Source organism: Kitasatospora sp. NPDC127067 (assembly GCF_042724755.1).
Taxonomy (GTDB): Bacteria; Actinomycetota; Actinomycetes; order Streptomycetales; family Streptomycetaceae; genus Kitasatospora; species Kitasatospora lactacystinica.
Genome location: NZ_JBHXEM010000105.1, coordinates 1 through 12,433 on the forward strand (window position 1 = coordinate 1; position 12,433 = coordinate 12,433).

General features: G+C 65.5%; 12 protein-coding genes. 10 read left to right on the forward strand and 2 right to left on the reverse strand.

The genetic code is table 11. The annotated features are described in order from the left end of the window. Positions 1-230 precede the first annotated feature (230 nt). The 3 genes from ACFWJ4_RS31220 to ACFWJ4_RS31230 all read left to right on the forward strand — a co-directional run bounded on the left by ACFWJ4_RS31220 (position 231) and on the right by ACFWJ4_RS31230 (position 5,856). On the forward strand, positions 231-4,088 hold the full coding sequence (locus ACFWJ4_RS31220) for an NACHT domain-containing protein (RefSeq protein WP_380549910.1): 3,858 nt from the start codon (positions 231-233) through the stop codon (positions 4,086-4,088). A gap of 263 nt (positions 4,089-4,351) precedes the next feature. Next, complete coding sequence (locus tag ACFWJ4_RS31225; RefSeq protein WP_380549913.1) at positions 4,352-5,011, forward strand: HAD family hydrolase; 660 nt, start codon at positions 4,352-4,354, stop codon at positions 5,009-5,011. Beyond that, a complete protein-coding gene (locus ACFWJ4_RS31230; protein ID WP_380549916.1) occupies positions 5,008-5,856 on the forward strand; it encodes a DUF1932 domain-containing protein in 849 nt (282 codons plus the stop codon). Before ACFWJ4_RS31225 ends, ACFWJ4_RS31230 begins: the two co-directional genes overlap by 4 nt. Positions 5,857-5,866: 10 nt before the next feature. Here the strand turns inward: ACFWJ4_RS31230 and ACFWJ4_RS31235 are convergent, their stop codons facing one another. Continuing rightward, complete coding sequence (locus ACFWJ4_RS31235; protein WP_380549919.1) at positions 5,867-6,433, reverse strand: guanylate kinase; 567 nt, start codon at positions 6,431-6,433, stop codon at positions 5,867-5,869. Continuing rightward, complete coding sequence (locus ACFWJ4_RS31240; RefSeq protein ID WP_380549921.1) at positions 6,430-7,434, reverse strand: AAA family ATPase; 1,005 nt, start codon at positions 7,432-7,434, stop codon at positions 6,430-6,432. Before ACFWJ4_RS31240 ends, ACFWJ4_RS31235 begins: the two co-directional genes overlap by 4 nt. Positions 7,435-7,540: 106 nt before the next feature. Here ACFWJ4_RS31240 and ACFWJ4_RS31245 point away from each other — a divergent pair, with 106 nt between their 5' ends. The 7 genes from ACFWJ4_RS31245 to ACFWJ4_RS31275 all read left to right on the forward strand — a co-directional run bounded on the left by ACFWJ4_RS31245 (position 7,541) and on the right by ACFWJ4_RS31275 (position 12,426). Beyond that, the gene (locus tag ACFWJ4_RS31245) at positions 7,541-8,512 is read left to right on the forward strand and encodes a DUF2637 domain-containing protein (RefSeq protein ID WP_380549924.1); all 972 of its coding nucleotides are present in this window, start codon (positions 7,541-7,543) and stop codon (positions 8,510-8,512) included. Continuing rightward, positions 8,509-8,958: a hypothetical protein gene (locus ACFWJ4_RS31250; RefSeq protein WP_380549927.1), complete on the forward strand. Its 450-nt coding sequence runs from the start codon at positions 8,509-8,511 to the stop codon at positions 8,956-8,958. The genes ACFWJ4_RS31245 and ACFWJ4_RS31250 overlap by 4 nt, the downstream gene beginning before the upstream one ends. Positions 8,959-9,048: 90 nt before the next feature. Further along, complete coding sequence (locus ACFWJ4_RS31255; protein WP_380549930.1) at positions 9,049-11,277, forward strand: cell division protein FtsK; 2,229 nt, start codon at positions 9,049-9,051, stop codon at positions 11,275-11,277. Between the two features lie 149 nt (positions 11,278-11,426). Then, positions 11,427-11,681, forward strand: coding sequence for a hypothetical protein (locus ACFWJ4_RS31260; protein ID WP_380549933.1), 255 nt, complete (start codon positions 11,427-11,429; stop codon positions 11,679-11,681). A 53-nt stretch (positions 11,682-11,734) separates the two neighbouring features. Beyond that, the gene (locus ACFWJ4_RS31265; RefSeq protein WP_380549935.1) at positions 11,735-11,923 is read left to right on the forward strand and encodes a hypothetical protein; all 189 of its coding nucleotides are present in this window, start codon (positions 11,735-11,737) and stop codon (positions 11,921-11,923) included. A 12-nt stretch (positions 11,924-11,935) separates the two neighbouring features. Next, on the forward strand, positions 11,936-12,148 hold the full coding sequence (locus tag ACFWJ4_RS31270; RefSeq protein WP_380549938.1) for a hypothetical protein: 213 nt from the start codon (positions 11,936-11,938) through the stop codon (positions 12,146-12,148). After that, the gene (locus ACFWJ4_RS31275) at positions 12,145-12,426 is read left to right on the forward strand and encodes a hypothetical protein (RefSeq protein ID WP_380549941.1); all 282 of its coding nucleotides are present in this window, start codon (positions 12,145-12,147) and stop codon (positions 12,424-12,426) included. Before ACFWJ4_RS31270 ends, ACFWJ4_RS31275 begins: the two co-directional genes overlap by 4 nt. Positions 12,427-12,433: the final 7 nt, after the last annotated feature.

The following is a 12,433-nucleotide window of genomic DNA, read 5'->3' on the forward strand; positions in this document are numbered from 1 at the left end:
GTTGGTGCTGGTCATCAGGGGTGGAACTCCTACTCGGGCCCTCTCAGGCTAACCCGACAAAGCGGGATGTCTCACCCAAGGCTGGCAGAGAGGGCTTGAACAGAGTCTTGACGGTCCCGGATCAAACTCGTAGGCGCGCGCCGCGGCGTTCTAGCCGTCCTGCGAGGGGCTTCCGTGCCAACTTGTCGAAAGCTCACACGCAGCACCAGTCCCTGCGCCATAATGCGCACATGAAGTTCGATCTCTCCAAGCTGGGACCGCGCGAGTTTGAGAATCTCTCACAAGCGCTCGCCGTCGCTGAGTTCGGCTCGACTCTAACGATCTTCGGTCCGGGGCCGGACGGCGGACGAGAAGCAACATTCGAAGGTGATCTAGCGGTCGGTGAGAACGGACCGGTCTGGAGTGGCTACACAGTACTTCAGGCGAAGTACTGTGAGACACTGACCACACCCCAAAAGGACGCCACCTGGCTAATTAACCAAATTCGCGATGAGATGAATTCATGGAGAACATCAGATCGGCGCACAAGGAAACCTGATTACATTCTTTTCATTACCAATGTGAGCCTGTCCGGGGTTCCCCAGACTGGAGGTCTCGATCGGGTAGCTAAAGAGCTAAAATCGCAGTGCACTTCGCTGGGGATAAAGGGCTGGCATGTCTGGCACCTGGAGAACATTGGCCGACTACTGGAGAAGTATTCCACGATCCGCACAAGCTATGCCTCTTGGGTGTTACCCGGCGACGTTTTGTCTGAGATTTACTCTCACCTGACCGGACGAAAGAAAGAGGTGGGAAACGCGCTTCAGCGCTATCTCGCCAAGGAGATCCTTCGAGATCTCCATGTGAACCTCGACCAAGCAGGATCAGCCGACGATCTGCAGATTCCACTGGCGGATGTATTCATTGATCTCCCGATCGGCCCGCCAGGAGATCACCACTCCCGCGAAACAGAAGGGGTCCTCCAGAGCCTAGTCGCCGCGTGTGATAGGAAAGCATCAAAGTCCGCCGGTGATCCGTCCAAGACCCGACAGAGTCGCTTTGTTCTAGTAGGGGGCCCCGGTCAAGGCAAAAGCACAGTTAGCCAGTTTCTCTGCCAACTGTTCAGGGCAAAGCTAATCGCAGAAACGCCCGCCGGCCGCACGACAGAAGTGCAAAAGGCTATCACGGTAATCTCGGATCATTCAGTTCGAGAAGGTCTCACGCCGCGTGCCCATCGCTGGCCTGTGAAGATTCCTCTAACTCACTTGGCAGATGATCTGGCACACGGGCGGTCTAAGTCAATCCTCCAGTTCATTGCCTCGCGGGTGAGTGACGCATCGGACGTTAGTGTAACTCCGCAAGATCTCCGCGAATGGCTAGGATCATTTCCGTGGCTCGTACTGCTTGACGGACTCGATGAGGTTCCGATCTCCAGCAACAGGGATCAGGTCATGGCCGCCGTGGCTGAGTTCCTGATGGATGCCGAGGAGCTAGCAGCAGATGTGGTGACAGTCGCCACCACGCGACCTCAGGGATATACGGATGAGTTCTCCCCTTCCTCTTATTCCCATCTAGAGTTGAAACCTCTGAATAAAGAAAAGGCCCTGCATTACGGCCGCAAGCTTGCAGCAGCCCGCCACGGCGCTCAATCCGACCGCACCGAGCGCCTGATGAATCGACTGGGCCAGGCTGCTAATGAGGCGTCAACAGCGCGGCTCATGTCGTCCCCGCTTCAGGTTACGATCATGGCTGTCCTTCTAGACCGAATGGGAAAGGCTCCAAAGGACAGGTATACTCTTTTCAAGGATTACTATCGAGTAATCTATGAGCGCGAACTTGAAAAGGAAGGTCCTGCGACCAACCTACTTCGAGACCATCGCGCAGACATTGACACCATCCATGCAGACGTAGGATTGCTGCTTCAGGCGCGTAGCGAACGATCCGGGGATACGGAATCCAGAATTGATATGGGAGAATTTGGATCGATAATTCGTCGACGCCTGGAAAGTGAAGGCCACGGAGGCGCACAACTTGAAGCACTTGCCAATTCAATCAGCCTCGCGGCCACCGACCGCCTTGTTTTTCTCGTACCGTCGCGCGCCGGCGAGGTAGGTTTCGAGATTAGGTCACTTCAGGAATTCTGGGCTGCCGATGCCTTGATGTCGGGAACGGATGATGACCTCCGCAGTCGACTACGCACTATCTGCGCGAGCGCCCACTGGAGAAACGTATTCCTGTTCGCAGTAGGGAAGGTTTTTGCCGAAAGACGGCATCTGCGTGATTCCGTAATTGCGATGGTCTCGGAACTCAACAGTTACATCGCGCATGAAGGGGCCCCGACTCGACGCCTACTTCTTGGGTCTCGACTCTCTATCTATATTCTGACAGACGGAATGGTGAAGTCACCTAAGCACGAGTCTGTCCTCGTCGATCTGGCCCTGAGTCTCATGGCATACCCGGCGGCCAAGGAGCTCGAAGAGCTGGCGCCATCCCTGAGCCAAAATGGGATAAACGTAGCTCGCGAGTTTGTCAATAGATGGCTTCAAGAGGGGCGCAAAGAAACTGAAGCCCTTCTTGCTTTCCTGGCTACTCTTGCAGGATTGGGCGATCCCTGGGCAATGCAATGCCTGGTTGGGCTATATAACTCAGGAACCGCCGAGATCCGAAGGAAGTTTCTCGCGCTCGGATTCGAGATGGGCTCTGCCGAAATGCTCAGAATTTCCGCCGAGCATCTTCTTGAAATCCCAATTTCCGACATTCGATTGCTCATGTCTGGGCGATGGAGGCGGGAGCTGCGGCACAGCTTCTCACTCCCTGGGGTACCGGATTGGTTCCGCCGAATCGCGACGTTTGTTGAGTCACATCGCATGATGGATGAGCAGTCGCTCCCCTCAGTCGACATTGGGTTTTTGCAGCTTGGTCTGCATGTCTTTCGGATCGGCAACAATGACCTTTGGGACTCCATGGACGTGTCGGACATTCCAGTAGACCACTGGATCTCCAGAGTCCACCAATTTGCTTCACAGCCATCGACTGAATCGTTGGCAGCCGCGGTGACAGCTGTCGATGAAGCTGGAGTCGACTTGCGGTTTGACGGCGCGATTTTCCCTTGGCCAGTCGCGGCTGCGCTTCAGAGTCTCGCCGCAGGCACGATCACGCGCGAGGATCTCTCGAATCCGTCGATAGTTGGAAACCTTAAGGCATGGCGCGATATTGAGGATTCCTGGACGGATCGCCTCAGCATCGAAAATGTTACTGGAGAATTTACGGAAAGCATCAGCCGGCACCTTCCGTTCCTGCCGTATGCAGCCACTTCCGGGCGTTTGATCGGGAGCTGGGCCGCCAAGAATACCTCACAGTGGATTTCTACCCCATGTAACATCCTCTCAGAATGCCAAAATAACATCAGTCGCGCTGGACTTGCTCAGCTTATCTTGACAGTCGCAATTCACGGGCCCGTGCGTGACAAGGCAACCCGATCTGAGGCTTCGCACCTCCAAAGGCTAACTGAGTACGCCCTAGCGTGTGAAGGTACCGCCGATTTAGGGTGGCTTAGTAGGCTCAAGTCATTTGACAATGAGGTGGTTCTCTGGCTTGATCAAATTGGCAGGGAGGCAGTTGGACGAATCTGGCTGTTTCATGTGCCGCCTGCGGCGTTTCGAGCCTGGGTTGCGGACTTCTCGCTCACGGGGCTAGGTGCGCTCCTGTGCTCCGCAGATCTCGCCACCTTGAACAGAACTGCGCAGGCCAAGATTCGACGCGAATGGAAGGCTGTTAGGTCAGGCAATGGGGCCGATGTGCGGCGGCGTGCTCTGGCGGGTCTAGCGGTCTCGTCCTTTGCGCGCTGTGCTGACATGGACGACTGGAGTGACCGTTTGTCTGCCCTTACTGAAGGGGTGAGAGACGGAGTCTTTAACGCCGATTCAGTAGTTTCGCAGATCCATCTATCCCATGATCCGCTGCAGCAAAAGCTGCTTTTGACTTTCCTCGATTCCCTGGATGACTTTGGCGCCACGAGCTATAACACTTGGGAGGCGGCATATGAACGGCTAGTCAGTGATCAGTTCAGCGTTCTAACAAATATTGACTTCACCAGCGCAAGAATCTGAGAGATCTTGAAATCCATCTCAGAGCTACCTGCAATTTTCAGGATGCTGGCTCTGAGATGGGGACCCCTCTCGGAGCCAGCGGCGGGATTCGGGTTCGCAAGTTACGCATTATGCGCCGTCCCGGATTTCATCCGTTGTCCGCATTCGTCTGTGCGGGTCAACGGAGTGCGCGAGACGGTGGAATCGCCACGGGCAAGGGGGGCTAGACCAGAACTAAACCACGGCCTCCCAGGTGTTGTTGCGACTTCGGTAGGGTCGCTGTCATGGGCAGGCTCGTCCTCATGGACCTCGACGACACGTTGATCAATCGGAGCGATGCGGTGACCGCATGGGCCGCGGACTTCAGCATCGACCGGAACCTCTCGACGGAGCACGCGCAGACGCTGACCGAGGCGCTTCGGGAACGTGCACTGCCAAAGACCTTCGAGGCGCTGCGTACGGTGCTCGGTCTGGCGGATTCCGCCGCAGAACTGTGGGACGCCTACGTAGTCGGGCTGGCCGCGAAGGTCAGGTGCGATCCGGCGGTCCTCGCCCGCCTCGACCTGCTCCGGGCTGCCGGGTGGTCGGTGGGCGTGCTGACGAACGGCGCGACGGACATCCAGCGGGCCAAGCTCACTACCGCGGGCATCCTCGATCACGTCGACGCGGTGTGCATCTCCGAGGAGGCCGGGGCCCGCAAACCGGAGCCCGAGGTCTTTCGGACGGCCGCCGCACGCTGTGGGTTCGTGCTTCCAGCCGATGCCTGGATGGTCGGGGACAACCCGATGACGGATATCGCAGGGGCCAGCGCCGCCGGCCTGCGAACGGTCTGGGTCTCGGCAGGCAGCACCTGGGCTACGCCCGGACTCGTCCCTGATCACATCTCGCCCACCGTCATGGAAGCGGTGGACTTCCTCCTCGGACGACCGGAGAGCACGCGATGACCATCAAGCCGATCGTCGGCATCCTCCACCCTGGCAGCATGGGTGCGGCGGTCGCAGCATGCGCTCGACCAAACGCAGCCAGGGTTCTCTGGTGCCCGGCGGGCCGAAGTGCGGACACCACGGCTAGGGCGGAGCATGCCGGTCTGGAGTCCGTAGGCAGCCTGGACGCTCTGGTGGAGCAGGCTCACGTCATCATCAGCCTCTGTCCGCCGGCGGCGGCCGAGGAACTGGCCCACACGGTCGCTGAGCACAGGTTCGCCGGGGTCTACGTGGAGGCCAACGCCATCAATCCGGAGCGGATGTCTCGCATTGCCGAGGTGCTGGGCAGGTCTGCCCGTGCCGTGGTTGATGGCGCGGTCATCGGCTCACCGCCGATCAACGGGAAGAGGACCCGGCTGTACCTGTCCGGTTCACCCGAGGCCGTCTCACTGGTGGAAGGGCTGTTCGCGGGCAGCATGGTGGCAACCCCCGTGCTGGGGAAAGAGATTGGCCAGGCATCGGCTCTGAAGCTGGCGTACAGCTCGTATCAGAAGGCCTCTCGTGTGCTCGCGGCAGTTGCCTTCGGCGCGGCGCGCGCGCACGGCGTGGACGATGCGCTACTCGACGTCGCCAGCAAGCGGCAGGGCAGCTATCTGGTGGAGACCGGGTACATCGCCAAGACTGCCGCGCGAGCGTGGCGCTGGGGCCCCGAGATGGACGAGGCCGCAGACATGCTGTCCGCTGTCGGATTGCCCGACGAGGTGCTGCGGGCCGTGTCGCAGACCCTCGCTCGGTGGGAGGACAGCAAGGACCTCGCCGAGCTGACGCCCGACGAGGCCCTTGACCGTCTGTCCCGACCGCACTGAGGGCAGGCCGCTACCGGTTTCCGCCAGCACGGTCGCGCGACAAGAGGTCGTTGATCAACCGCGCTGCCTCGGCCGGTTCGACGGTGCCCGTGTCCACCGTGAGGTCCCATGCCTGCCCAGGGTGAGCGTCGACATCGGCCTGCGTGGCGTCCCATGCGGAGAGCCGATCTGCGGTGTCGGCATCGCCCCGTCCGGCTGATCGGGCCGCCGTCGTCTCACGCGAGCACCAGAGCAACACAACGGCCCAGTCGGCCGGGTAGCCCTTGGTGAGCGCGTTGATGCCCTCGACCTGACCCAGGTGGACGACCGGGATGCCCGTCATGAACGCCTCGTCCATCGCCGGACGGTCGATCACGTACGTGTTGCCGTACCGGCGGTTCAGGTAGATGACATCGCCGACGGCCTCCAGCTCGGCCAGTTCCTCAGCAGTGCCCATCCGGTAGCCGGCGGACTTCCCGGAGCCGACCTTGAGCCGAGAGAAGAGCCGGTAGTCCGGGCTGATGTCCCGAAGAGCCCGGGTGACAGTGTCCTTTCCGGCGGCTGGCGGGCCGTACAGGATGAGGCCGTGGGATGTCACAGCCCGCCTCCGCTCAGCACGTCGCGGGCCTGGTCCGCAGCGGCGATCGCCGCACCGAGGCGGTTGTCCACCACGAAGTGCGGACCTTGGGGTCGGAGCTTGAGGTCAATCGTGGCCAGGTACTCCTCCCACGACTCCATCTTCCAGATGTCCCGGGCCGCGCCTCGGAACTCGATGTACTCCCTCATCGAGTCGGGGTCGCACTCTACCCAGAGAGCGGCCACGGTGGCTCGCTTCGCCTTGCAGCGGTTATAGAAGCGCTGCATCCAGTCGGCCTGTGAGAACTCCGCCAGGAATGGCGCGTCGAGGATCACGGACGTGCCGCAGTCGACGTTGTCCCACGCGGCCTCCATGAGGCAGCGATATTCGAGCGGCCGGACCTTCTCGCGGTAGAGCTCAGAACTCCGGTCGTTCACCTTTCCGCCGAGCGCCATCAAAAGCTGATCGACCAGCGGGCGTGTCAAGGAATCCTTGTCGAGCACCGGCCACCCAGTGAGACGGCCAATGAATTTGGCGAACTCACTTTTCCCGGAACCGGCATATCCGCCGACGAGGAGAACCATCGGGCCTGAATTATCGCCGCCATTCCGACGATTCCACTCGTTGATGACTCGACTGCGAAACGCGTCGGCATCGACGCTGTCCGCGCCCTCGCGGATGCTGCCTAGAGCCTCGCGGATCGCCTGGTCCAGGTTGGGGACACTTTCTGCCGCTGGACGCTGGTTGGGCACCGTAGTGACCTCTCCGGGGAGCGGTCGGCGAAAGCCCAGTTCCGCCTCGTTCATTCGATAGAGAAGGCAGTAAGCCCGGCGGTAGTCGGGGCGCGGGAACGAGGAACCCGCCTCATGTGCCCAGACCGTCTGAAAGTTGGCGGCAAGGTTGAACTTGTGCCGATCGCCGATTTCCCGCAGCTTCTCGCCGACTTCCTCAAGGGTCAGGTCGTGAGATTCCCTGACCTGCTTGAGGATTGCCGGATTCCATCCTGGGCGTTGCCGAGCCATATTCCCCTCCTAGGAAACTGCTCGCCGCTGCGGCTGCCGCCGAGGCGGCCCGCGCCGCCCGCGAAGCGGCCCGGCCGCTGGTCGCCGGAGCGCCGGGAGGTGCCCAGTGAGCCGCGCCGGGAAGGGGTGGCTGGTCACCGGCCTGCTGGCCGTGGCCGCCATGGCGTTCCGCGTCTCCTGGAACGCGCTGAAGGACATCGCGTCGGCGATCGGGGCCGACTCGACCGCGGCCACGGTCTACCCGCTGGTCGTGGACGGGCTGATGGCGTTGGCGCTGGTCGTCGCGCTTGTGCTGACCGACGCGGACCGCCGGTTCGCCCTGCGGGTCCTGGCCGGGTATACCGCCGCGTCGCTGGTGCTGAACTACGTTCACGGCTTGGTTCCGACTCTGCACGGCGGCGGTCGGACCCGACTGGCCGAGTGGGCGCCCGCGCACTGGGCCCTGGTCCTGCTCGCGAGCAGCCTTCCGGTCGGGTCGATCTACTTCGGGTCGGATCTGGTGGCCAAGGTTCTGCACGCCAAGCCCAAGGCCGACAAAACATCCCATACCATGACGAATCAGTCGGGGTCTGACCTGCCCGAACCCGGGACGGCCGAACCGGACTGGCCGCTGTACGGGTCGCCCGACCAGACGCCCCAACCGGCCCAGACCACCCCGGAAGCCGAGCCAACCAAAGCACCGTCCGAGCAGACGCCCGAACCGGCCGCCGAGCCGGTTCGCAAGCCGACCGCTCCGGCACCAGCCCGGCCGCGTCGGGCTACCGGCACCGTCCCGAAGTCTGCCCGCACCACCCGACCGAAGCGCACCAACGCCGAGCTGCTGGCGGAGGCCCGGTCCGTCACGGCCGACTGGTCGGACACCGAGCTGACCGCCGACCGGATCCGCGCCGCAGTCCGCACCTCCGCCGAAAACGCGCGCGGCCTGCGCGACACCCTCCGCGCCGAGCGTGCCACCCCAGCCGCCGCCGAGCCGGAGCGGCCCGCACTGCACGCCGTGCCAAACCCCGCCCCGGCCGAAGACAACGCGGCCGACACGACCACCGAGCCCACCAACTCCCCCGAGGAGCAGGCATCGTGAACCTCGACCGCGCCGCCCGATTCACCGCCTCCTATGCCCTGCTCCGCGCCGCCGCCGACGTCGCGGACCACTGGGTGCAGAGCGACCACCAGGCCGTCACCAAGGGCCAGCACGACCACAACGACGGGCAGTCCAGCGCGGCCGGGCGCCGCGCCTGCGCCGCCCACGTCGCCAGCTACACCGCCACGCAGGCCGCCGCCCTGCTGGCCGGCACCCGCCTGCTCGGCGTCCGCCTGCGGCTCGTCCCGACCATCGCCGCGCTCGCCCTCTCCGCGACCACGCACTACATCGCCGACCGGCGCGAACCGCTGCGCAAGCTCGCCGACGCCACCGGCAAGGGCAACTTCGTCCGCCTGGCCGACCACGGCATGAACGGCGCCTACGCCCTCGACCAGGCGTGGCACCACGCCTTCGAGACCGCCGCCGCCCTCATCGCCTCCGCCTGACCGCCCGCTCGGCGACCAGCACAACACCCCGGGACGGCCGTGCTTGCTTGCCGGCGCGTCCGGCCGTCCCGGGGCCCCTTTCCGCACCACATGAGCAGTGAGGAAGGAAGCCCAGTGAATCACCACACCCCCGGCGCCGGTGACGACGCCGAGAACGAGCTGTTCGCCCGTCTGGCCGCGGAGATGGCCGCGGATGGCGTGGTCGACCTCGCCAAGGCCCGCGCCGACCGCCGCCCCACCACCGCCACCCTGGACGACGACACCGACGGGGACGACGACGGCCCGTCCGTCTACGTCGACCAGCCCGCCCCCGCGCCCCTGCCGACGCCGGAGGGCACCCGCCGCCCGATCCTCCCCGCGTGGCTGCTCTCCACGGCCGAACTTCGCACCCAACTCGCTTACACCGCAGGGCAGATGGGTCACACGGTCGCCTATCACGCGATCCGCACCCCGCTCTACGCGGGCCGCCTGGCGATGCGGGCCCCGCGTGGCGCGGCCCGGACGATGACGTTCCTGGGTCGGTGGGCCTCTGACGCCGAAGGGCAGCCCCTGCGGGCGGCGGCGGCCCGCCGGGAGGACGCCGAGCTGTACCTGAAGTTGACCCGCCAGCGCGACAACCGGGTCCGGCTCCGGAGCCTGATCTCGCTGCTGGGTTCGGTGTTCGGTCTCGCGGCGGTGGTGGCGTTGTGGGTGCTGACCAGCACCGCCACCCTGCTGGCCCTGGCCTCCGCGGTGGTGCTGGCGCTGGGGGTGGCGGGGGCGCCGGCGGACGAGCCGCTGATCACCCGCGCGGTGGTGAAGGCGAAGGCGCCGAAGCTGACGTCGGACATGGTGGTGCGGGCGTTGGAGTCGCTGGGCATCGGCGGGATCACCTCCGCCAAGTCCAAGGGCTCCGGCATCACGTTCCCGGCGCCGATCATGCGCGACGGGCCGGGGTGGCGGGCGGAGGTCGAGCTGCCGCACGGTGTCGAGGTGGCGGACGTGATGGCCCGCCGGGGTCAGCTCGCCTCGGGGCTTCGCCGCCCGCTGGGCACCGTGTGGCCGGAGCAGGCTCCGGGTGAGCACCCGGGCCGCATGGTGCTGTGGGTCGGGGACCAGGACATGGCCAAGGCCAAGCAGCCCGCCTGGCCGCTCGCCTCCAAGGGCACGGTGGACCTGTTCGACCCGGTCCCCTTCGCCACCGACCAGCGCGGCAACTGGGTCAACGTCACCCTGATGTTCGTCTCCGGCGTGATCGGCGCTGTCCCGCGCATGGGCAAGACCTTCCTGCTCCGCCTGCTCCTGCTCATCGCCGCCCTCGACCCGCGCGCGGAGCTGCACACCTACGACCTGAAGGGCACCGGCGACCTCGACCCGGTCGGCGAAAAGGTCTCCTACCGCCACCGGGCCGGGGACGACGAAGAGGACATCGAGTACGCCCTGGCCGACCTGCGGGAGCTGCGCGAGGAGATGCGCCGGCGCACCAAGGTGATCCGCAACCTGCCCCGGGACGTGTGCCCGGAGTCGAAGGTCACCACCAAGCTCGCCGACAACCGGTCCCTGCGGCTGCACCCGATCGTTCTGGCGGCCGACGAGTGCCAGGTGTGGTTCGAGCACCCCAAGTACGGGCCGGAGATCGAGGAGATCTGCACCGACGTCAACAAGCGCGGCCCGGCGGTCGGCATCCTCTCCCTGCTGGCCACCCAGCGCCCCGACGCCAAGTCTCTGCCCACCGGCATCAGTTCCAACGCCGTCCTCAGGTTGTGCCTGAAGGTCATGGGGCAGCTGGAGAACGACATGGTGCTCGGCACCTCCGCCTACAAGCGTGGGATCCGGGCCACGACGTTCACCCGCGCGGACCGGGGCATCGCCTACTACATCGGCGGTGAGGGCGCCGACGCGCAGATCATCCGCTCCGTGTTCGTGGACGCCCCCGCCGCCGAAGCCATCGCCCAGCGCGGACGCGAGGCCCGCGAGCAGGCCGGACTGCTGAGGGGCCACGCCGCCGGCCACGCGGATGCCGCCCCGGCGTCGGCGCCGGCCTACGACCTGCTCGCCGACATCCTCGCCGTCATGGGCCCCGACGAGCCGAAGCTCTGGTCGGAGACGATCGCCACCCGCCTCGCCGAGCTCCGCCCCGACGCGTACGGGCCGTGGGCAGGGCTGGAGGGCCGGGCGAAGGCCGACCAGATCGCCACCGCGCTTCGCCCCTACGGCATCGCCACCGGCCAGGTGTGGGGCACCACCGACGCCGGCAAGGGCGCCAACCGGCGCGGCGTCGAACGCGACCACATCACCCGGACCGTCACCGAGCGCAACAAGAAGCGCGACGCCGGATAGCCCCCGGCAGCCCCGAAACGGTCGCTAGGTCTAGCGAGCACCCTCGCTAGACCTAGCGACCCCGCTAGCGAGCCAAACATGCCCTGATCAGGGAACTAGCGCCTAGCAAACCGTCCGCTAGAGCCCCGGAAACCGCCCTGGAGGCCCCCATGACCCCCCTGATACTCGCCGCGCTCGCCGCCGCCGCACTGGCCGCGCTCTGTTACGCAGCGTTGTGCGCGGCCAGCCCGTTCGGCAACTGCCGGCGCTGCGGCGGACTCGGCTTCCAGCTCGCCCACGACCGGCGCGGCAACCCCAAGCGCGGCAAGCACTGCCGCCGCTGCCGGGGCGTCGGCAAGCGCATCCGCATCGGCCGCCACCTCTACAACGTCGCGCACCGCACCTGGCGCGCCGGCACCAACTAAGCCCCACCCGCGCACCCCCCGCCCACCTCACTTCTCAGCCCGGGAGAACCCGCATGAACGTGACCCTCTCCGTCGCCGCCGTCACCGGCCTGATCACCATCACCCTCATGTGGACCAAGCGCGTCGGCGCCGGCACCGCCCTCATCGTCTGGCTGTCCGGCCTCACCGCCGCCTCCACCGGCCTCGCCGGGCCCGTCAACAACCTCCTCGCCGCCGTCGTCTCCGCCATCGGCAGCCACTGACCGGCGCCCGCGATGACCGCCCTCGCCGCGATCCGGCCGCTCGCTGCCGTCCACCTGCGCGAAGCCCTCACCGCCGCCGCCAACCACGAACCGGCCGCCGCCCTCGCCGCCCTCATGCACATCGACCCCGAGTCCTGGACCGCCATCGAGCAGCGCGCCCACCTGCTCGGCACCGACCTGGTCGACCTCCTCGCCCACGCCGCCCACACCGGAGGAACCACGTGAGCACCACCACCGACGCCATCACCGCCGCCATCCTGTTCGGCCCCGGAGCCATCGTCGGCGCCGCCGCCCTCATCACCCAGCACCGGGGCCGCACCGACTCCGCCGCCGTCCACCGGGTGCTGGCCGAATCCGCCGCCGAACGCGCCAACCGCACCACCGGCCCGGACACCGCCCCGCCCGACGGCGGCGAAGGCGCCCCCGCCCCCGCCGCCGAGCAGCCCGCCCGGCTCGCCACCGTCCACCAGTTCCCGAGCAGCCGCGTCCGCCGCGCCGCCTGAGGGGGAG

Coding starts and splice junctions, on each gene's coding strand:
- ACFWJ4_RS31240 (WP_380549921.1), bottom strand. CDS start 7,434: ATGGCTCGGCAACGCCCAGGATGGAATCCGGCAATCCTCAAGCAGGTC.
- ACFWJ4_RS31265 (WP_380549935.1), top strand. CDS start 11,735: ATGAACGTGACCCTCTCCGTCGCCGCCGTCACCGGCCTGATCACCATC.
- ACFWJ4_RS31260 (WP_380549933.1), top strand. CDS start 11,427: ATGACCCCCCTGATACTCGCCGCGCTCGCCGCCGCCGCACTGGCCGCG.
- ACFWJ4_RS31230 (WP_380549916.1), top strand. CDS start 5,008: ATGACCATCAAGCCGATCGTCGGCATCCTCCACCCTGGCAGCATGGGT.
- ACFWJ4_RS31220 (WP_380549910.1), top strand. CDS start 231: ATGAAGTTCGATCTCTCCAAGCTGGGACCGCGCGAGTTTGAGAATCTC.
- ACFWJ4_RS31255 (WP_380549930.1), top strand. CDS start 9,049: ATGAGCAGTGAGGAAGGAAGCCCAGTGAATCACCACACCCCCGGCGCC.
- ACFWJ4_RS31270 (WP_380549938.1), top strand. CDS start 11,936: ATGACCGCCCTCGCCGCGATCCGGCCGCTCGCTGCCGTCCACCTGCGC.
- ACFWJ4_RS31225 (WP_380549913.1), top strand. CDS start 4,352: ATGGGCAGGCTCGTCCTCATGGACCTCGACGACACGTTGATCAATCGG.